This is a genomic window from Paenibacillus jepli, from assembly GCF_047238105.1.
GTDB lineage: Bacteria > Bacillota > Bacilli > Paenibacillales > Paenibacillaceae > Paenibacillus_D.
In genome coordinates this window covers 719,353-740,134 of the sequence record NZ_JBDFMD010000001.1, presented here as the reverse complement: position 1 = coordinate 740,134, position 20,782 = coordinate 719,353, and the positions used below count along the sequence as shown (strand labels likewise).

The 20,782-nt window shown below is 57.3% G+C and carries 18 protein-coding genes; 8 read left to right on the top strand and 10 right to left on the bottom strand.

Features of this window, described 5'->3' with window-relative positions:
- The 3 genes from ABC336_RS03545 to ABC336_RS03535 form a co-directional block, all read right to left on the bottom strand.
- Window positions 1–678: a response regulator transcription factor gene (locus ABC336_RS03545; RefSeq protein ID WP_413237350.1), complete on the bottom strand. Its 678-nt coding sequence runs from the start codon at window positions 676–678 to the stop codon at window positions 1–3.
- Complete coding sequence (locus ABC336_RS03540) at window positions 675–1,910, bottom strand: MFS transporter (protein ID WP_413237349.1); 1,236 nt, start codon at window positions 1,908–1,910, stop codon at window positions 675–677. Before ABC336_RS03540 ends, ABC336_RS03545 begins: the two co-directional genes overlap by 4 nt.
- A gap of 595 nt (window positions 1,911–2,505) precedes the next feature.
- Complete coding sequence (locus ABC336_RS03535; RefSeq protein WP_413237348.1) at window positions 2,506–2,787, bottom strand: hypothetical protein; 282 nt, start codon at window positions 2,785–2,787, stop codon at window positions 2,506–2,508.
- Between the two features lie 220 nt (window positions 2,788–3,007).
- On the opposite strand from ABC336_RS03535, the gene hemE reads away from it, so the two are divergent.
- From hemE to ABC336_RS03510, 5 genes are all read left to right on the top strand, one after another.
- Window positions 3,008–4,078 (top strand): uroporphyrinogen decarboxylase, encoded by a 1,071-nt coding sequence (gene hemE / locus ABC336_RS03530; protein ID WP_413237347.1) that lies wholly within the window; start codon window positions 3,008–3,010, stop codon window positions 4,076–4,078.
- Window positions 4,071–5,003, top strand: coding sequence for a ferrochelatase (hemH, locus tag ABC336_RS03525; protein ID WP_413237346.1), 933 nt, complete (start codon window positions 4,071–4,073; stop codon window positions 5,001–5,003). Before hemE ends, hemH begins: the two co-directional genes overlap by 8 nt.
- A 6-nt stretch (window positions 5,004–5,009) precedes the next feature.
- Window positions 5,010–6,524: a protoporphyrinogen oxidase gene (hemG, locus tag ABC336_RS03520; protein WP_413237345.1), complete on the top strand. Its 1,515-nt coding sequence runs from the start codon at window positions 5,010–5,012 to the stop codon at window positions 6,522–6,524.
- Window positions 6,525–6,711: 187 nt separating this feature from the next.
- Entirely contained in the window at window positions 6,712–8,034 is a 1,323-nt protein-coding gene (locus ABC336_RS03515) for a CapA family protein (protein ID WP_413237344.1), read from the top strand.
- Window positions 8,035–8,059: 25 nt separating this feature from the next.
- Window positions 8,060–8,809 (top strand): glycerophosphodiester phosphodiesterase, encoded by a 750-nt coding sequence (locus ABC336_RS03510; RefSeq protein ID WP_413237343.1) that lies wholly within the window; start codon window positions 8,060–8,062, stop codon window positions 8,807–8,809.
- 24 nt (window positions 8,810–8,833) lie between these two features.
- On the opposite strand, the gene ABC336_RS03505 is transcribed toward ABC336_RS03510, so the two are convergent.
- The gene (locus ABC336_RS03505) at window positions 8,834–9,991 is read right to left on the bottom strand and encodes an HD-GYP domain-containing protein (protein ID WP_413237342.1); all 1,158 of its coding nucleotides are present in this window, start codon (window positions 9,989–9,991) and stop codon (window positions 8,834–8,836) included.
- A 128-nt stretch (window positions 9,992–10,119) separates the two neighbouring features.
- On the opposite strand from ABC336_RS03505, the gene ABC336_RS03500 reads away from it, so the two are divergent.
- The 3 genes from ABC336_RS03500 to ABC336_RS03490 all read left to right on the top strand — a co-directional run bounded on the left by ABC336_RS03500 (window position 10,120) and on the right by ABC336_RS03490 (window position 14,837).
- The gene (locus tag ABC336_RS03500; RefSeq protein WP_413237341.1) at window positions 10,120–11,001 is read left to right on the top strand and encodes a DUF92 domain-containing protein; all 882 of its coding nucleotides are present in this window, start codon (window positions 10,120–10,122) and stop codon (window positions 10,999–11,001) included.
- Window positions 11,002–11,174: 173 nt separating this feature from the next.
- The gene (locus tag ABC336_RS03495) at window positions 11,175–14,216 is read left to right on the top strand and encodes an efflux RND transporter permease subunit (protein WP_413237340.1); all 3,042 of its coding nucleotides are present in this window, start codon (window positions 11,175–11,177) and stop codon (window positions 14,214–14,216) included.
- A 27-nt stretch (window positions 14,217–14,243) separates the two neighbouring features.
- Window positions 14,244–14,837 (top strand): TetR/AcrR family transcriptional regulator, encoded by a 594-nt coding sequence (locus tag ABC336_RS03490; RefSeq protein WP_413237339.1) that lies wholly within the window; start codon window positions 14,244–14,246, stop codon window positions 14,835–14,837.
- Between the two features lie 84 nt (window positions 14,838–14,921).
- Here the strand turns inward: ABC336_RS03490 and pepF are convergent, their stop codons facing one another.
- The 6 genes from pepF to ABC336_RS03460 all read right to left on the bottom strand — a co-directional run bounded on the left by pepF (window position 14,922) and on the right by ABC336_RS03460 (window position 20,734).
- Window positions 14,922–16,721: an oligoendopeptidase F gene (pepF, locus tag ABC336_RS03485; RefSeq protein ID WP_413237338.1), complete on the bottom strand. Its 1,800-nt coding sequence runs from the start codon at window positions 16,719–16,721 to the stop codon at window positions 14,922–14,924.
- A 215-nt stretch (window positions 16,722–16,936) separates the two neighbouring features.
- Window positions 16,937–17,125, bottom strand: coding sequence for a hypothetical protein (locus ABC336_RS03480; RefSeq protein ID WP_413237337.1), 189 nt, complete (start codon window positions 17,123–17,125; stop codon window positions 16,937–16,939).
- A 20-nt stretch (window positions 17,126–17,145) separates the two neighbouring features.
- Window positions 17,146–17,379, bottom strand: coding sequence for a hypothetical protein (locus tag ABC336_RS03475; RefSeq protein WP_413237336.1), 234 nt, complete (start codon window positions 17,377–17,379; stop codon window positions 17,146–17,148).
- Between the two features lie 83 nt (window positions 17,380–17,462).
- The gene (locus tag ABC336_RS03470; protein ID WP_413237335.1) at window positions 17,463–18,122 is read right to left on the bottom strand and encodes a nitroreductase family protein; all 660 of its coding nucleotides are present in this window, start codon (window positions 18,120–18,122) and stop codon (window positions 17,463–17,465) included.
- Window positions 18,123–18,199: 77 nt separating this feature from the next.
- The gene (locus ABC336_RS03465) at window positions 18,200–19,390 is read right to left on the bottom strand and encodes an MFS transporter (protein WP_413237334.1); all 1,191 of its coding nucleotides are present in this window, start codon (window positions 19,388–19,390) and stop codon (window positions 18,200–18,202) included.
- Between the two features lie 21 nt (window positions 19,391–19,411).
- Complete coding sequence (locus tag ABC336_RS03460) at window positions 19,412–20,734, bottom strand: multi antimicrobial extrusion protein MatE (RefSeq protein ID WP_413237333.1); 1,323 nt, start codon at window positions 20,732–20,734, stop codon at window positions 19,412–19,414.
- Between the last annotated feature and the right edge of the window lie 48 nt (window positions 20,735–20,782).

Genomic DNA, 20,782 nt, shown 5'->3' with positions numbered 1-20,782 from the left:
CTAGGCCTCCTGGTCGCCTAGCATATAGCCTAAGCCCCGGAACGTGCGGATGTACCGGTCGTAGCCGGAGGACTTCAGATGCTTGCGGAGATGGCTGGCATACACCTCGACCACGGTCGTCGAGGTCTCGGATTCGAAGCCCCAGATGCGATCGAAGATCTGGTCCTTGGTCAAGATCGCGTTTTTGTTATGGACAAGATATTCGAGCAGCTCGAATTGCTTGCCATTCAGATGCAGCACCTCGCCATTAATCGTCGCCGTCTTGTTAAGGAGATTCAGCTTCATCTCCTTGAAGCCGAGCGTCTGATCCTTGAATTCGCCCGTTGCCCGGCGCAGGATCGCCTCAAGCCGCAGGAGCAGCTCCTCGCGGTGGAACGGCTTCACCAGATAGTCGTCGGCTCCCTCGCGGAAGCCCTTCAGCTTGTCGTCGATGCCGTCCTTGGCGGTCAGTATCAGCACCGGCGTGCGGATGCCCCGGCTGCGCAGCTCCCGCAGCACCTCGTAGCCGTTGCGATGGGGGAGCATAATGTCGAGGATGATGGCGTCGTAGATGTTTTGCTCGGCCTGATACAGCCCTTCATCGCCGTCGTAAGCTTGCGCCGTCTCGTAAGAGGGGCGCAGCGTATCGCAGATCGTCTTGGAGAGCTGAAGATCGTCTTCGATGATTAGCAGTTTCATGAGCGTTCTTCCTTTCGGTGATGTGACAAGTCGGGCTTCCCGCCCCGCTTTACGAGCGATTTGCGGACCCAGACGGCGTTGGCCAGCAGAAGCGCGGCCGATATAAGGAAGACGCCCTCGATACCGATGAAGCCGGAGACGGCGCCGCCGAACACGGGACCGATCATATTGCCGAGACTAAGTGTACTGGTATTGAAGCTGAACGCGCGGCTCTCCATGCCTTCCGGTGTATTAAGCCGGATCAGGGCGTTGACGGCAGGGATCAGACCGCCCAGGAAGACGCCCAGCAGGAAGCGGACGACTACGAGCTGGCCGACCGAAGTGACGAAAGCCTGAGGGATGAACATGATGGCCGAACCGACCAAAGCGACCCCCAGGATGCGCTCACCCCCGATCCGGTCGCTGAGCCTGCCGAGGACCGGGGAGGAGATCAGGTTGGACAGCCCCGTCACCGAACCGACGAATCCCGCCCAAAAGGCCAGATTCTCTACAGAGCCGTGCAACTGCTGAACGTAGAGCGGCATCAGCGGCATCGGAGAGAGCATGGCAAACTGGATGAGGAACGTGACGCCATACAGCGCCATCAGCTGCGGGACGTGACTCAGCTCCCGGAAGCCCTGCAGCACGGATACTTGCGGCTGCGAAGCGGCTTTCTCGCGATCAAAGCTTTCCTGAACCAGGAATGCGGCCAGCATGGTGGCCAGGAAGAGGAGTCCGCCCGTAATGTAAAAGATCGGCCGGAAGCCGAAAGCATCGGCCATCACTCCGCCGATGAACGGTCCAAGGATCGTACCTGCGATTGCACCGGACTGGAGCGTACCCATCGCGAACCCCATCCGTTCCTTCGGTGTTGTCGTCGAGACAAGCGCCACGGCCGCCGGATTGAACCCGGAGATCGTACCGTTGAGCATCCGCAGCAGCAGCAGCTGCCACGGGCTGGCCGCAAAGCCCATCAGCGTCATGACGATCGCCATGCCGAAGCCGGAGCGCAGCAGCATCACTTTGCGGCCGTAACGGTCGGCAAGCTTGCCCCAGAGCGGCTGGAACAGGAAGGAAGTGACGAAGTTGCCGGCGAAGATGACGCCGGACCAGACTGCAATCTCATGCGGGTCTGTCAGTCCCAGATCCTGCTGGAGATAGAGGGCGAGAAAGGGGATAATCATGGTCATGCCAGCCAGGACCAAAAACTGGCCGAACCACAACACCGCAAGATTGATTTTCCAACGTTCCATACAGACTGGGGCCTCCCTGTGAGCAAGTCGGTATCGCGATAGGACAGGACCGGCTTATTTTGAGATACAAGCGATTTCTTGAAATATAAGCGTATATGTTTTACACATCTACTTGGCTTCTATTTCTCCGGAATGAAACGCGCTGCGTCGGAATCGACCGTCCGCAGAGCTGCAACGCACTTTTCTTCCCATCTGCTTTCAGTTCGGAGAGCAAGCTGTTCCCAGTCCTTTAAGGACCACACTAGGCGTTTTTCTTATTGTTTAGGAAATTATGATTTTCGTCTCTTGTGGATAAGTTGTGCTCCCGGATGGATTGAATGCCACGCTCCATAACCAGGGGTAAAAAGTCACTTGAATCCGTTTGAATGGTTGGTCCGAATCAGTTGGCTCATGCCGGGGTGGTTGTCCCGAGAGCTGCTATTGTGTCTGCACTCCAAGCCAATCTGCGTTAGCAGATTTTGTTTTTAGGTTTATTATACCTCTTCAGAGTCCAGCAAAAAAAGACTCCTTTCGGAGCCTTGATTTTTATGTTTTCGGGGCCCCCGCAAAGTACCGGAGCAAGCTTCGCAGCCAAGCGGCACTTTTGGGGGATCTTTTAGTGAAGCGTCCGGTGATCGGTAATGCCATCCTCGGGTTTGCGGTTGTCGTGGATCAGCGGCAGCAGCTGTTCCTCATTGGCATACAAGTGGCCGTCCTCGATCTTCAGATCGAACTGTCCACCGCCAAAGGACGGGACGATCTCGATGCGGTCGGGCTTCATCTCCGGTCGCAAAAACGAGATATTGCCGATGACGACACTGTCGCCGAGTTCATACAGCAAATTATGTTTTCGTGCGATCTCCTCCAGCGTGCTCCATTCCAGGTGCGGATGTGTCATGTGCAGCGCTCCTCTCCATAGTTGCAATATTTTGTTGCAGTATGATTACTATTACCCAATTCCCGAGGGTTAAACAGCCGGATCGTGTGATCTATAATCTGACGTTAGGCTGTTGATTGTCAAACTATTGTCATACTAGATCGTTTATTGACGGTTGTTAGCTATAGCCAAAAAGGGCATAATGGAATCGAAGGGAATACGTGAGAAATGGGGAAAGTCGATGAGCTACAACGACCGTTTCATTCGGGCCTGCCGGGGGGAGAACGTGGACCGCGTGCCGGTATGGTACATGCGTCAGGCAGGACGTTATGATCCGGATTACCGCAAGATCAAAGAGAAATTCTCGCTGCTCGAGATTTGCAAGCAGCCGGAGCTGGCAGCCGAAGTGACGATGATGCCGATCCGCAAGCTTGGTGTGGACGCGGCTATTCTCTATTCCGATATTATGAATCCGGTCGCATCGATCGGGATTGATTTTGATATTGTTCAGAACGTCGGTCCTGTCATCCATAACCCCATCCGGGGAAAAGCCGATGTCGAGCGGCTGCGTCCGATCGATGTGGAGGGGGACCTGTCTCACGTACTGGAGACGATCCGCATTCTGGTCGATGAGCTCCAGGTGCCTCTGATTACGTTCGCAGGAGCGCCATTTACGATCGCCAGCTATCTGATCGAAGGCAGGCCTTCGCGCAACTATCTGCTCACCAAACAGATGATGTACAATGAGCCGGACGTATGGTTCCAATTGATGGATAAGCTTGGAGATATGGTCATTACGTATCTTCGTGCGCATATCGCCTCCGGCGGCAAGGCGTTCCAGCTGTTCGACAGCTGGGTAGGCTCGCTGGCGCCCCATGACTTCGAACGGTATGTGCTGCCGACGATCGAGCGGATCTTCCGGGAGCTGTCCGATCTGGATGTACCGAAGATCTATTTCCCCGGCGTCAGCTCGGGAGAGCTGCTGCCGAGCCTGCGGCAGCTGCAGGCGGAGATGATCGGCGTCGACTGGCGGATCTCGATCCGCGAAGGGCGCAAGCGGCTTGGCGGCCGGTTCGCCATCCAGGGCAATCTGGATCCTGTACTGCTGACTGCGCCGGAGGCGGTGCTTGAGGCGGAGGCCCGCCGTATCATCGATCAAGGTTTAGAGGTGCCGGGATATGTCTTCAATCTGGGCCACGGCTTGTTCCCGGAAGCTTCCTTGGACAAGCTGCGCCATCTGACCGAGTATGTGCACGCCTACTCGGCTGACAGGATCAAACAGCTCAGCAGAGAGGAGAGCCGCCATGTCTGATGCAACAATCGGAGTTTTGGTGATGTCATACGGCACCCCGGCCAGCCTGGATGATATCGAGAGCTATTACACGCATATCCGCCGCGGCCATCCGCCGACGCCAGAGATGCTGGCGGATCTGAAGGGACGCTACGAAGCGATCGTCGGCGGCGTGTTTCCGCTGCGGGAGAATACCGATGCCCAGGTCGCCGGACTGCAGGCGGTGCTTGAGCACACCGCACCCGGACGCTACCGCTGCTACCAGGGGCTCAAGCATGCCCAGCCTTACATCGAAGACGGGGTGGCTGCGATGGCTGCCGACGGTATCAAAGAGGCGGTAGGCATCGTCCTGGCGCCGCATTACTCCTCGATGAGCGTCGGCAGCTATATCAAGCGCGCCAGCGAAGCAGCGGCGGGGCAGGGCGTGAAGATGCGGTTTGTGGAAGAGTATCATCTCCATCCGAAGCTGATCGCCGCTCTGACCAGCAGGGTCGAAGCGGGACTGGCCAAGTTTGCACCAGAGACGCCGGCATCGGCTGTCAAAGTATTGTTCAGTGCCCATAGTCTGCCTGAGCGCATCCTGGAGATGAAGGATCCGTATCCGCAGCAGCTGCTCGCGAGTTCGGCGGCCATCGCGGAAGGCGCCGGTGTGACGAACTGGCAGTTTACGTGGCAGAGCGCAGGACGGACGCGGGAGCCCTGGCTTGGTCCGGATATACTGGATACGCTCCAGGAGGTGCGGACGCAAGGGACCGCACATGTGCTGATCGCGCCGATCGGGTTCGTATCCGATCATCTGGAAGTGTTGTACGATATCGACATCGAAGCCAAGGACGTGGCAGCCAAGCTGGACATGCAGCTGGAACGGATCGAGATGCTGAATACCGACCCGTTATATATGGAGACACTGGCTGAGTCAGTCTTGTCGGCACAAGAGAAAGGTTGAGTGCATATGCGGAGCAATGAACGTATCGATCGAATTGTCATTGTTGGCGGGGGGATCAGCGGTCTTAGCTCCGCTTTTTATGTGCTCCGTCAAGCCGAGGAGCAAGGCAGGAAGGTGCGGATTACGCTGGTAGAAGCGAACGACCATGTTGGCGGTCTCATCCAGACGCTGCGCAGGGACGATTTTGTCATCGAGCAGGGTCCGGATTCCTTCCTGGCCCGCAAGCTGCCGGCCATCGAGCTCACGCGGGAGCTTGGCCTTGAGGGAGAGCTGACGGACCAGAATGCCAGACAGAGCTTTATCGTTCGCGAGGGACGGCTGCTGCCGATGCCTCGGGGGCTTGTCCTCGGCATCCCGACCGACCTGGAGGCATTTATGGCGACGGAGCTGGTGAGCGAGGAAGGCAAGCAGCTGGCGCTGAAGGACCTTGAGCTGCCTGCCAGGCCCGCCGCGACGGCCGGCGACGACGATGAGTCGATCGGCGGCTTCCTGGAGAGGCGGGTCGGCACTGAGGTGATGGAGCGGCTCGCCGAGCCGCTGCTCGCGGGGATCTATGCCGCTGAGCTGCGCCAGCTCAGTCTGCAGGCGACATTCCCGCAGTTCCGCCAGGTTGAGCTGGCCCATGGCAGTCTGATCCGGGGCATGCAGTCCAGCCGACAGACGGCGCCGGTTCATGAAGACAAGCCTTCTCCGGCTGTCCAGACCAGCGTCTTCCTCTCCTATAAGAGGGGCTTGAGCACCTTGATCGAAGGTCTCGACGCCGCGTTGCAGTCGATCGACCGCCGGTTGGGGACGGCAGCTGCAGCGATCCGTGACCGGAGGGCCGAGGCAGAGGACGGCGGAGGCATGCGGGACGATGATCGTCTTGGATCGCCGCGCTACGCCATCGATCTGTCGGATGGCCAGTCGGTGGATGCCGATGCCGTCATCCTGACGGTGCCAGCATATCATAGTGCCGATCTGCTGGCACCGCTGGCGCCGGTCCCGGAGCTGGAGGAAATGCGCTACGTATCGGTGGCCAATATCGTGCTCGGCTTTGATGCGGCAAGCTTCGGCCGGGAGCTGGATGGCTCCGGGTTTGTGGTGCCGCGCAGCGAAGGGTATTCGATTACGGCTTGCACCTGGACTTCGGCAAAGTGGAGCCATACGGCTCCTGAGGATAAAGTGCTGATCCGGTGTTATGTCGGTCATGCCGGCGAGGAGACGATCGTTGAGGAATCCGATGAAGAGATCACGGCTCGCGTACGGGCCGATCTGTTGGCTCTGATGGGCATCGAGGTTGAACCTGAGTTCGTCGAGATCACCCGGCTGCGCCGGTCGATGCCGCAGTATCCGGTCGGCCATATCAGCCGGATAGCGCGCTTGCGGGAGCGGCTGGCGGAGCGGCTGCCGGGGATCTGGGTGACCGGCATGGCCTTCGACGGCGTCGGCATCCCCGACTGCATCCGGCAGGGCAAGGAAGCGGCGGCGGCAGTGCTGGCTGAGCTGGACAGCAGCAGGTCAACTGAAATGTCGGTGTAATCAAGCTTGGGGTGTCTCGAAAAGTAGGCTCGCTTACTTTTCGGGATATCCTTTTTTTGTGGGGTTATTTTGTATTATCCATGCAAAAATCGGCGTAGGAACACCGGTCTTATCCTGCTATAATAGGTGTAGTTCAAACCGTGATACATATAACGCCAATTGTCATTCAAAAGGAGCTCTCTCATCCATGCCTCGTTCACGCTCGGAACAATACCGACACCAACAACATCGCAAGCGTAAACGCCTGCGGCAGCTTTTGCTGCTTAACAGCGTCTTGTTCGTTCTAGTGCTGCTGCTCGGCATGTTCATCTGGCAACATCGCGACACCATTATCCAGCCTAGAGCCCATCCCCCGAGCGCTCAAGTCCCCGAGCCAGGCCCAGACATGGAAGCTCCGGCCGGCTCGGGTGGAGATCAGTCTGATCCCGATGCGGGAGATGGGAAGACGGAAGCGCCCGACGATGATGCGGCTGAGGAAGAGCCGGACCATGCCTCACCGGAAGAAGCGGGCACTCATGAGCCGGACATTCCGCAGGATCAGGAGCCGCTGCTGCCCGAGGCAGACGAGGAGGAAGTGCTGCTGTCGTTCGTCGGCGATATCCTGCTGGCCGGATCTGTGGAGAAGCTGATGCGCCAGCACGGCTGGGACTATCCGTATGCCAACGTGCTGTCGTATCTGGCGGATGCAGATCTGAGCGCTGGCAATCTGGAGAATCCGATTACACTCCGGGGGACACCGGCCGAGGACAAACAATACGTATTCAAAGGCTCTCCGGATTCGCTGCCGTTCCTGCGAGAGGCCGGCATCGACATCGTCGGCCTGGCCAATAACCATACGCTGGACATGGGTGTGGTCGGGTTGATGGATACGATGGACCATCTGGATCAAGCGGGCATTCCGCATGTCGGAGCGGGCGCAAATGATACCGCAGCCTTTGCTCCGGTCATCCTGGAGTCGCGCGGCATCAAGGTGGCTTATCTCAGCTTCAGCCGGGTCGTGCCTGTCGTGGAGTGGAAGGCCGAACGCAACCGTGCCGGTGTGGCCGAAACTTACGATCCTGCGCGGGCTGTAGCAGCGATCAAGGCGGCCAAGGAACAGGCTGATCTGGTCATGGTGATGGTGCACTGGGGCAAGGAGCGGGTCGATCATCCCCTTGATTATCAGCGAGAGATGGCGCGTGCGTACATCGACGCCGGCGCCGATCTGATCATCGGCTCCCATCCGCATGTGCTGCAAGGATTCGAGCAGTATAAAGGCAAATGGATCGCCTACAGTCTGGGCAACTTTATCTTCAACATGACAGCTACGCCTGCTACGGCTGACACCGGAGTGCTGGATGCCCGCTGCACGCGTGACGGGGAGTGCAGGCTGAAGCTCCATCCGATGCGCCAGGTCCAGTCTCAGCCGACGCCGCTTGCAGGGGCGGATGCGGCGGCGCTGCTGCAGCGGATCTCGGCGCTTTGTTACGACGCTGTCATCGACAAGGATGGCAATATTATAGCCCAATAGGCCAGAGAGGAAGGAGGCACGCGTTATGGGTAACTGGTGTGTCGCACACCGCGGCGCATCGGGGGAGGCTCCCGAGAACACGATGGCGGCCTTCGCGCGCGCGATGAAATACGATGCCCTGCAGTGGATCGAGCTGGATGTCCAGCTCTCCCAAGACGGGATCCCTGTCGTCATCCATGACGACAAGCTGAACCGCACAACCGGCAGCAAAGGCTTCGTCGGGGATAAAACGGCTGCTGAGCTGCAGCAGCTGGACGCCGGGAGGTGGTTCGGCCGTTCATTCTCCGGAGAGCGCATCCCGCTGCTCGAAGAGGTGATCCAAGCAACCGTCGGACGCTGCAGGCTCAACGTTGAGCTCAAGACTTACGGCGGCCGCTATCCGGGAATGGAGGAGCGGGTGGTCGAACTGCTGTACAAATGGAATCTGCAGCATGATACGGTCATCACGTCATTTGATGACGCAGCGCTGCGGAGAGTACGCAGCCTCAGCTCGGAGATCGGCACGGGTCTGATCATCGACGGCGCCCCTGCCACACTGCTGGATAGGCTTCGGCAGCTGGGCTGCAGCTTCCTGTCGATCGGCTACCGGTCGATTACCGCAGCGCGGATGGCCATCTTCAGGCAAGCCGGGATCCAGGTGATGGCATGGACGGTCAACGATCCTGTCGCGATGCGCAAGCTCGCTGCGATCGACAGGACTGTGATGATCTGCACCAATTATCCTGACCGGTGGGAGCGGGCGATCGGACAGGGCACCGGCTTGCGGCGCTCATGAGAGGACGGGATAAGTAACACCATCCTAGCAGTCGCTATACTGCTGGCGCACCGAGAGGAGCGCGGGCAGCTGCTCCAGTAATACGTCGACAATCCGCGGATCAAAGTGGCGGCCGCGCTCCTCCCGCATCAGCTCAAGGATTCGCCCCAGCTCCCAGGCAGGCTTGTAGACACGTTCGCTGCCGAGCGCGTCGAACACATCGGCGACAGCAGTGATCCGGGCGAACAAGTCGATCGTCTCTCCCCGGAGCCCTCGGGGATACCCGGCACCATCCCAACGCTCATGATGCTCATAGGCGATCCGGGCTGCATAGCGGAGCAGCCGGCGGCCGGACTTGTTCAGGAGATTATAGCCGATAACCGTATGCTCCTTCATCTGATCATATTCTTCTGCCGTAAGCTTTCCGCTCTTGTGCAGGATGCTGTCGGGGATTGCTACCTTGCCGATATCGTGCATGGGCGAGGCCATCTTGAGCAGCTCGGCCTGCTCGCGTGAGAGCCCCAGACCAAGGGCCAGCAGATAGGAGTACTCGGCAACCCGTTTGACATGATTGCCGGTCTCTCGGGATCGGCTTTCGCCGATTTCTCCCATCGCTAAAATAATCTCCCGCTGTGTGGCGACGATCTCTTCATGCAAAATGACCGATTCGAGCGATTTGCCGGCATAGGAGGCGGCCAGGGTCAGGTATTCCAGATCTCGGGTCGTAAACACCGCATCTGACGATCGTTTGTTCACCGCCTGATAAGCACCCAGGATGTTGCCGTCATTGCCTACGAAGGGCACCGTGATGACAGTTCGGGTGACATAATGGCTTCTCTGGTCATTGTCCGCGTTGTGCCGATCGTCCGCTGCAGCATCTTCGATCAGAAGAGATTCGCCGGTTGCGATGGAGTGCCCGACGAATCCGGAGCCGATCGGGACCCGGATCTCTTCGCTGCCGTGGGCGACAGTGGTGAAGAGCTCCTGCTTCTGATGATCGATCAGCCAGACGGCGCAGCGGTCGGAGAGGATCATCCGCCGACCCATGTCGGCCATGAGACTAAGCACGCGCTGGAGATTTCGCTCATTGGCGATTTGGGCTGTATAGTCAAAGATAATGCGAAGAATCTGGGCGGGCGGCAGTTCGTCAGGAGAGCCTGCCGATGAGTGCTGGAGGGAAACAGGTTGGCGCAAAGGATACACTCCTTTTTACAAGATTGGACGATGATTTATAGAAGGAGATGAGTAATACCGCACTATTCGACGTGAACAGCTCGAATCCTGCCGAATCTTAGCAACGGCAAGCAAATTTATGGGCAAGGGGGATCAAGATGCAGTGGTGGGTTGATCTTACAGAGTGGTGGTGGATACGGCTGCTGCTCGGGGCAGCCGGAAGCGCTGCGATAACTTGGTACGCTTATCGGCGCGATTCGCTGTCGCTATCAGGCGCCTGGTCTGCGGCAGTGATGGGCACGGCATATGTGACGTTTGGCGGGCCGGTATGGTTCGGCTGTCTGATCGTCTTCTTCATCACTTCCACCTTCTGGTCCCGCTGGAAGCGCCGGCACCGGGCCAAGCAGCAAGCTGAAGCCCGCTATGCCAAAAGCGGCCGGCGCGACGCAGGTCAAGTGTGGGCCAATGGCGGGCTGGGCCTGCTGCTCTGCCTTGGTCATGCAGCCTGGCCGGATCCGCTCTGGTTGTATGCTTTTGCCGGCGTGATGGCATCTGCCAACGCCGATACGTGGGCGACGGAGATCGGCGCGCTCAGCCGTACCGCCCCCAGAGCCTTGGTGGGCGGCCGCCCGGTCAGCACAGGCACCAGCGGCGGCGTGACACCGCTCGGCAGCGCAGCCGCCTTGGCGGGTGCGGCGGTGATCGGTCTTACTGCAGCCGCCCTGGGAGCCCTGGCCCCCAGCTCTCCTGGCGGGGATGCTGCCGGTACGCTGGCATGGTCTGATGCTGCAGTACTGGCTGTCATCGCCGCTGTGGCCGGACTGGCAGGGGCGTTCGCAGATTCATGGCTGGGGGCCGTCTGGCAAGTGATGTTCCGTTGCCCGGCATGCGGGACCGAGACGGAACGCGCCGAGCATTGCGGCAATCCGGCCGAGCGGATCCGTGGCTTGCGATGGTTGACCAACGACAGAGTCAATCTGCTGGCGTCGGCTGCGGCGGGCCTGTTGGCAGCGCTGCTGGGGCTCTGGTGGCTACAATAGACAGACGAAGAGCCAATCTGAGAGCAGCCGGATTGGCTTTTTGGCATGTGGAATTCATAACGCTTGACAAAGGTTATACAATGGATCTATACTTGCAATGACTAACCAGTCAGTCAGGAGGATGCTGTTAATTAGGAATATGTTCTTATACATAGACAACGGGAGGAATGAGCATGTCATTTTTGACCAGATTCAGTCTGAAAAATGCGGTGGCCATCATCATCATCGCCGCACTGCTGATCGGCGGGGGCGTCTACAGCTTCCTTACGCTGAAGTCGGATCTGCTGCCGGATATCGAGTTTCCACAGCTCACCGTAACGGCGGTCTACCCTGGCGCATCCGCAGTGGACGTTGACGGCAACGTCACTTCCGTACTCGAGGAACAGCTCAAGGGGATAGAAGGGCTCGGCAGCTTAACCAGCCAATCGCTGGAAAGTGTGGCGCGGCTGCAGCTATCCTTTCCGATCGGCACGGATATGGACAGTGTTACCCAAAGTGTGAACGACCGGATCTCCGGCGCTTCACTGCCTCCAGAGGTAAGTGCGCCGACGGTCAGCCGCTTTTCCTTTAGCTCCGTGCCCGTCGTCAATCTGGCATTGTTTGCCAACGGAGGAGACGATGTCGAGCAATGGGTGAGTGATGTGCTGCAGCCTGAGCTGGAGCAACTGAGCGGCGTCAACTCGGCTGCGCTGTCTGCCGTCTCGCAGACCTATCTGCAGATTACAGTGGATAAGGAGCAGGCCGTCCAGGCAGGCATCACACTGCAGACGATCCAGGAAAACATCGAAGGAGCCTTCTTCTCGTTTCCGGCGGGAGCCATGACCGAAGAGGCCGTCGTCGTGCCGATCCATATCGAGCAGAAGCTGACGACGCTTAGCGAGCTTGAGGCGTTGACGATCCAGTCTCCAGTAACCGGAGTGCCTGTCGCGCTGGCAGAGGTCGCAGAGATCGCCCCTATCGAGACTCGCAATGAACTCGCCCGCTACAATTTGACAGATAGCATGGCGCTGCTCATCAACAAGAAGCAAAATGCCAACACCGTCGAAGTGGCGGATAGCGTCATTGAAGTGCTCGACAAATATGAGGATCGGATATCTTACGTCATGATCTTCGATCAGGCCGAAGCGATCAAGAGCTCGATCAGCGAGCTGGTATCCAAAGGCTTGTTCGGCGCGTTGTTCGCTGCGATCGTTGTGCTGGTCTTCCTGCGCAATTTCAGAGCGACGTTTATCGCCGTCCTTTCGATTCCACTATCGCTCCTCATCGCTGCGATCTTTGTCAAATGGTGGGGACTTACCCTCAACGTGATGAGCCTTGCCGGCATGACTGTAGCAGTCGGACGTGTCGTAGACGACAGCATCATTGTCATAGAGAATATATACCGGAAAATGAAGCTTGAACCTGCAAAGGATCGCACCGAGCTGACCAAGGAGGGCACGCGGGAGATGATGAGCGCGATCCTGTCATCGACCATCACGACGGTAGTCGTCTTTTTGCCGCTTGGCCTGGTGGGAGGCATCACTGGCGCGTTTTTCCTGCCGTTCGCCCTCACGGTGGTTGTTGCTCTGCTGGCCTCGCTTATCGTGTCGATCACAATCGTACCCGTGCTGGCAAGGGTATCGTTCGTCAAGCTTCATGAGGAGACGAAGGATCCATTCTATGTTGACTGGTACTTGGCGGTTATCCGTTTCAGCTTGCGCCGCAAAGCGATCGTCATGGTATCGGCGCTGCTGCTCCTCGTCGGCTCCGGCGTGCTGTATCAGCTTAGCAATGTAGGCTTCGTCTTCCTGCCTAATGAGAAGCAGAAGATTCTCTCGGCTACAGTCGAGCTTCCGCCTTCGACGACACTGGAGAAGACAAGCGAGATCTCGCTGCTGCTGGAGCAGCAGCTGGAGCAGGAGCAGGAGAGGTATGCCAAGCGGTTCGTCTCGATCGGCAGCTTCGATTTTGCTACAGGCTCCTCGCTGCCCAATCGGGCAGTGTATTTCATCGAATTGGCCGAAGGGATGGATACCGTTACAGAGATCGCCCGTCTTGAGTCATCGTTTCAGGGTATCCTGGACAGGGCTGCCCCCGCCGCCCGCTTCTCCATCCAGGAACAGTCGACAGGCGGCCCGCCTAGCAACAACAACGTCGATATCGATCTGTTCTCCGATGATCTGAGCAAGCTGGAGGAAGCTTCGGCCATGGTCGAAGCTCTGATGCTGGAGCGCGGCGATCTGAAGAACGTCTCTAATAATATGCAGGAGAAGCAGCAGCAGTGGTCTGTTCAGCTGGATCATGCTAAAATGAAAGCATATGGCCTTTCTCCCTATATGGTACTCGGCCTCGTATCCGACCGTACGGGACCGGTGGAAGCCGGTACGCTGATGCTTGACGGCTACTCGAGAGAGCTGCGGCTGGCATATGATGAGCCGCTTCAGGGCAGGGGAGAATTGGCATCGATCATGCTGGTTGGCGCAGCCGGGCCGGTGGCGTTGGAGGAAGTAGCAACGATCGAACAGACAGAAGTCTATACGTCGATTCAAAAGCTCGATGAGCGTGTATATGCTAGAGTATCCGCGGAAGTGGTGGGCAACGATGTGCGCGCGGTTTCCAGCGACGTCACCGAGAGGGTCCGGGCGCTGGATTTGCCGGAGGGCGTATCGCTCGAATCCGGAGGCGGCAGTGACGAGACGGTTCAAACCTTCATCGATATCGGGATCGCGATGCTGATTGCTGTCGGTCTTGTCTATCTGACGATGCTGATCTTCTTCGGCCAGGCTCGCGTGCCGTTCATCATCATGACATCGCTGCTGTTCGTCCCGATCGGCGCGCTGCTGGGACTGGTGATCGCCGGAGAGCCATTATCGATGAGCGCGATGATCGGTCTATTGATGCTGATCGGTATCGTCGTCACCAATGCGATCGTGCTTGTCGACCGGATCAATCATAACCGCCGTGCAGGCATGACGATCCGCGATGCCTTGATCGAATCGGGCAAGACCAGGCTGCGGCCGATCCTGATGACGGCGATTGCGACGATCGCAGCTCTGCTGCCGCTCGTATTCTCCACACCGGAAGGCGGACTGATCTCGAGAGGCCTGGCGGTTGTCGTCGTCGGAGGTCTGACGACATCGACACTGCTCACGGTTGTATTCCTGCCTGTCGTCTACGAGCTGGCCTTCCACAGGCAGCACCGACGTGAACAAAATGCCCGGACTGCACTCCGGTAATGTACCAATAGCAAGGAGGGGTTGGATGTGAGCGCCGCACCGGGCGAGAAGTGGACGATCATCCTGGATGCTGCCTACAGGCTTTTTGGCACCAAAGGGTTTTATGAGACGAAGATGTCTGAGATTGCTGATGAGGCAGGTATTGCCAAAGGAACGCTTTACCTTTATTTCTCCAGCAAGGAGGAGCTGTTCACCGCGATGACGAAGCGGGATCATGACCGGTTCCTCAGCCAGCTGCAGCGGATGCTGCAACCGGATAATAGTCTCCAGGAGCAGCTGCATGCCGTTGCTTCGCATCACCTATCCTATTATTTTGGCGTGAAGAACTACCCGCGGCTGTTCTTCCAGGCTCCCAACAGCGACCAAGCGCTGATGGAGATGATGCATGCTTTCCGGCGAAACTATATGTCGATCATAGCTTCGATGCTGGAAGCGGCCGGCATCGAAGAACCGCATCTGCATGGGGCATCGTTTATCGGCATCCTGGAGGTATTCAAGATGGATATCCTGACGGCCAAGACGTTCACGGATGCCGATCTCCAGCGGCGGATCGCCTTTGCGGTCCGGCTCTTCCATGACGGCTGCGGGGGGGCGCTCAGGGAACAAAGGGAATCTCCGTGACGGGGATGCGAATAAGCATACAAAAAAACGGTACCCGGATAGGTCTCCGGGACCGTTTTTTTTTGGCGTGTTCTGCCGATGAGCTTACTGGCCTTTCTCTACCAGCTGTTCCATCTGCGAGATCAGGTCCTCGAAAACGCTCATGGCTTGGCTGATCGGCTCCGGCGAAGACATATCCACACCGGCTTTCTTCAGGATCTCGATCGAGTAATCGCTGCTGCCGCTCTTCAGGAAGCCGAGATAACGCTCGACTGCCGGTTTGCCTTCGTCCAGGATCTGTTTGGAGAAGCTCGTCGCTGCGGAGAACCCGGTCGCGTATTTATAGACATAGAAGCTGGTGTAGAAGTGCGGGATCCGGGCCCATTCCATCTCGATGTCCTGATCCACGACCATTTCTTCGCCATAATACTTCACGTTCAAGTCATAATAGATTTTGCTCAGCTCCTGCGGTGTCAGCGATTCGCCGCCGGCGACTTTCTCGTGAATGATCTTCTCGAACTCCGCGAACATCGTCTGGCGGAACACGGTCGTCCGGAATTGATCGGCATAATAGGTGAGCAGATACATCTTCTCTTTCGGATCCGTCGATTTCTCCAGCAGGTAGTGCATCAGCAGCGCTTCATTGAGCGTGGAGGCGACTTCTGCCAGGAAGATGGTATACTGCGCATCCCGGTAAGGCTGTTCCTGATCCGAGTAATAGGAATGCAGGGCATGCCCCATCTCGTGGGTCAAGGTGAACATGCTGTTCAGATTGTCCTTATGGTTGAGGAGGACATACGGATGGGTGCCGAATGCTCCCCAGCTGTAGGCGCCGCTGCGCTTGCCTTCGTTCTCATAGACATCGATCCACGATTGGTCGAAGCCCTCCTGCAGCACCTTCAGATAATCTTCACCCAGCGGCTTGAGGCTTTCTTTGACCAGGCTTTTCGCCTCATCATAAGCAATGTCCATCTTGAACTCTTCCACGAGCGGTGCGAACAAGTCGTACATATGCAGCTCATCGACCTTGAGCAGCGATTTGCGCAGCTTCATATACCGGTGCATCAGCGGCAGGTGATCGTGGATGGTGTCGATCAGGTTCGTATACACTTCCTCGGGAATGTTGTCTCCGAATAATGACATCTCCAATACGGAAGAATATTTGCGCGCCCGGGAATAAAAAATGTTTTTGGTCACGTTCGCGTTCAGGGTCGCGGCCAAGGTGTTTTTCATTTTGCCGTAAGTCTCGTACATTTTCTCGAACGCTTCCCGCCGGACATCGCGGTTTTTGCTCTCGAGAAACTGAATGTATCTGCCGTGCGTAAGCTCTACTTCCTCGCCGTTCTCATCCTTGACCTTGGGGAATTTGAGGTCGGCATTGTTGAGCATGCCGAAGATCGTACCCGGCGCCTGAGCCACATTGCCGACCTGGGCGAGCAGCATTTCCTCAGACTTGGAGAGGGTATGCTCCTTTTGTCTGCGCATCTCTTTGAGCGTCGAGCGGAAGGGGGCAAGCTCGGGATCGGCGATGAAGGCTTCCAGTGTCTCGTCCGGCAAGGATAGCACCTCCGGTGAGATGAAGGAGGTGGCTTCGCTTGACTGAACGCTCAGCTTTTTGCTCTTGTCCGAAAGCGCCTGGTATTCGGGAGCGGCCATGTCCTCATGATGCCGCATATTGGCATAGACATACAGCCGCTCGACATGCAGGCTCAGTTCATCTTCAAGTGCAAAGCAAGCCTTGAGCTGTGCCGCATCGTCCAGTTTGCCTTCATACTGGGCGATTTTTTGGATCGCTTCTGTTGCTTGCGCAAATTCTTTGTCCCAGTCGGCTTGGCTGGCAAAGAGATCTTCCAGCTTCCAGCGGTGCTCGGGCTTGGTCTCGGACCGTTTGATAACAGCGTTCATGGAATTCCTCCTCAAAGTATGTATATAATCGCCTGCGCTGGCGGCGGGTAGACGTTCCGCAGGCTGGTGCACACTTGCAGGCTGGATCAGACTTATCGACAGGCAGAGAGACAGGGTCAGAGGCCACTTGTTCACGGAGTATCACATCTCCTCCACACAGTTTGCCCTAGTATGCACTGCCTATCGGCAAAACATGAGCAGGATCGCTCACGGAGTCAGGGAGCAGTCGAACCCATCGTAAAGAGACTGTAGACAATCAGGAAAAAAGCGAAGGCAATCAGCAGGATCGATGCGATCGCCATGCCGCGACGCAGCCTGGCCGGGATCGATTCGCGATAGAGCATGATGACGCCTCCCAAGACAAAGGCGGAAACGATAAAAATGGCGGTAGCTGTCGTGTTCATCTGTTCCTCCCGTGACTGGATTAAACTTCTTTCAAGGCGGCGATGATCGCTTCCCGCTCCTGTTCCCTGCCTTCGTAGTCCTCCGGCCGGTAACGGTTCTCCGCCCAATGCAGCAATTGCGGACGGCTGAGGAACTCATGGCAATCCTCGCCCCATTGGTCGGAGATCTCGCGGACAACCAGTGTTTTGCCCCGCACTTCGACGGTCAGCATATTATAATTGTCGGTTTTGTAGATGACATGTTTCTTGAACATCGGTCGTCACCTCGATTCTTTGAGTTTGTATTTTATCATATCGAACAATGGGGGCCTTGCGCAACTTCGTGATCAAAAGCGGATTAATCGACGAAGCGGAGGATCTCGTCGATCTCTTTACGCGGCAGCTTCCCCGGTGTGACTTCGGGATAGCCGAGAGCGATCACCATATTAATCTGGCGGCTCGCTTCGATATCGAGGTATGCCTTGAGCTGCTCCTCAGCCAGCAATACAGGGCCTGTCATCGGGCAGGTTGCCAGTCCCAGAGCGTGAGCGGCGAGCATAAGGTTCTGCGAGGCCAGACAGCTGCTCTTGATGCCTTCTTCCCGCCATACCTCTTCGGGAGCCAGCTGGATCGGGTCAAAGATCTTCTCCCTGAACTTGGATGTATAGGGCGTAGCTAGACAGATGATCAATACAGGGGCATTGGAGAAGGCGGTGGCATAGGGACCAAACGATTTGAGCAGCAAGCGGGCTTCCCGAACCAGCCCGTCCCCTTCGGCTGCGGCAGCCCGTCCCCGAAGCTGTTCCCAGGTCATCTCCTCGATTGTCCGGATCGTCTCGGGCCGGGTCACGGCGATGAACTCCCAGGTCTGCGAGTTGGTATCGCTGGGTGCATAACGCGCGCAATCGATCAGCTCGCGGATCAGCTCCTTGTCCACAGGACGCTCTGTAAAGCTGCGCACGCTGCGCCGGTCATGGATAATGTGTTTCAGTTGTGCATAGGTTTCGTGATTCGTCACGCGTCACCATTCCTTTTACCTTTATTATAATAGAAATTGTTCAAAAAGGGTCCATGCTTCGCAAGCTGCGCTGACAATTAGCGGCTGCGCAGATGCTTGACGAGAAAGCCTGCTGCCGCAAACAGCGAGAAGGTCATGCCAGCCTGGAAGAAGAGCGTGGGCCCGTGCTGTTCAATGACGAAGCCGCCTACCGTGCCTGCCAGCAGTCCGGCGAACCCGGTCCAGACGACGGCATAGACAGCCTGGCCCGAGGAGCGGTATTCATCCGGAATAAGTACCGACAGATAACGCAGCGCGGTGGAAAAGAAGACCCCGAAGGTAATGCTGTGCATCCCCTGGATCAATACCATCCACTCCGGTGCAGTCGCGATACTAAGCAGCCAGAACCTCAGGGCGTAGGCGACGCCGGCGAAGGCCAGCAAGGGCAGCTCCTTGAACCTGTGGCCATACTTGCCCAGCAGATAGAGCACCGGGATCTCGCTGGCAGACGAGATCATCCATGCCGTGCCGATCATCGACTCGCTGGCCCCCATCTGACGCATGATGATGGCGAGGAAGCCTTCATTCATCCGGTGGGCCACCGACAGCACGAGGATCAGCAGGAAGAACACGACGATCTGCGGCTTGCGGATCAGCATGAAGAAGCCGGAGAATTCCATCTTGCGCAGCGAGCCGTGATAATCTCTCAGCAGCAGGGACAGCACTAGGGCGGCCACTATGGAGCCCATCGCAATATACATCGTGGAGCCCAAGCCCGATCCGCTGTTCTGCATAAATTGTCCGATCAGCAGCGCCGCGACCGAGAAACCGATCGACCCGAAGATCCGGATCGAAGGGTACCGGCGTCCGGTATGCGGCTCGGACAGCAGGATGAGACTGTCGTTAAGCGAATTGACCGGCGTCTGGAAGAAATAAAAGCCTCCCATAATGAAGCAGACCAGTACAAAATGACTGACCGGAAGCAGCAGCGCAATCATGATCAGTTGCCCGGCAAGGAGCAGCGTGAGCAGCTTGCGGATCGTCCGGTATTTGTCGCTGGCCAGCCCCATGATAAGATTGGCGAAGATCGAGACGCTCGGACCGATGGAGTAAAGGATGCCGACTTGCTGCTCCGAGTACCCGCGGTCATAGAAGTAGAGCGGAAAATACGAAACTACCACAGCCATAACGGTGTAGAAGGCAAAGCTGAACATACGCAGCCGCCATGCGTCCCGTGTGGCTGTCGCTGACAGCTGCGGCTGCTGCGGGATTTCGTTGGGTGCAGACATGATGTGCGTTTCACTCCCGAGTTATCGTTGATTCCCTGCGATGACGGTATCCATCGGTTTGATAAACCGGAGCGCTAATGCGACGAAGCCGAATTCGGCCAGCATGCCTACGGATTGTGCCCAGGCGCCGATCGCGCCGTTCCACTCCGGGGTCAGCCAGATCAGAAGCAAAAGTGTCAACAGGGTAAAGGTAAAGTTGGCGGCCTGCGAACCGAAGATGAGCCGGGTCTGCCCCCGTACCATAACCAGACCGTTCAGCGCATCAAGCCACGGCATGACCAGCGTCAGCAGCACAAACGCTTTGAGCGACTGCAGTGTTGCCGCCTTCAGGTTGCCTTCCACGCCCATGACGTAGCCAAGGAACCATTCACCGGCCGGTGTATACCCCAGCACTCCGATCAGCGCTGCGGGCACAAATCCGGTCATCAGTGTGAATTTGCGGACCGCCCCCGGATCAATCCGGTAAAAGTTAAGCACGATCTGATGAAAGTAACTGAAGAAGCTGGTAATCAGGCCGACGACGCTGGCAGCAACGGCAAAGGAGGCAATCGCCAGTACTGCGTCAAACGACTTGCCCAGCATCGCATTGATCGTCGGTCCGATCCAGACCGTAATGAGCGATGAGTAGAGCAGCGGCCGGTAGAACGTAAAAATCTCGCGGCGGCCTTGCACGGGATGATCGGGTGAAATCTCAGGCATCTTCTTGACCAGCGTTCGCCCTTCAGCGTAGCTCACAGCCGCTTCGATCATCATGCCGATCAGGAATATGATCGCACCAACCACGCCGCTGGTAATCCCGGTGCGGATGAAATACAGCGACACCAGGTACATGCCCAGCAGTCTGAAGGCCATCCCGATCGTCAGCCATTTGGTCCGAAGATTGTAGATAATCACGCCCTGATACAGGCAGCGGATGCCCGAGAACAGACTGACAAACATCAACACCTGGTAGATGTCGAGAATATCGCCGACCCGCTCCTGTTCCACGCCGAACAAATGGGTGAAGATCAGGGCGCCGAGCGGCGTATAACAGACGAGCAGACCCAGGAGGATGATGCTGGCAAACACCAGCTGGGCTACCTTGAGCATCGCTGCAAAAGAGCGGCGGTCTCTAATCAGGGCAGAGCAGGTCTGACGCAGCAGGACGGCCGGTCGCTCCGTCATGGTGATCAGACTGAGGGCGATCGCATAGCTTGCAATGATGCGCTCAGGCTCAGCGGCCCGGCTGAGCGTACTGTTAATAATGACATGGGAGATGGTCACCAGCGAGGCGGCCACTCCGAGCGGCAGAAAAAAAGACCATAATCGCTTCATGGTCACTGTCTCGGCAGGATGCGGATTCATAAGGTGCGGCTCCTTTTTGCTTTGCTTTCCAGTATATCACGTCGGACG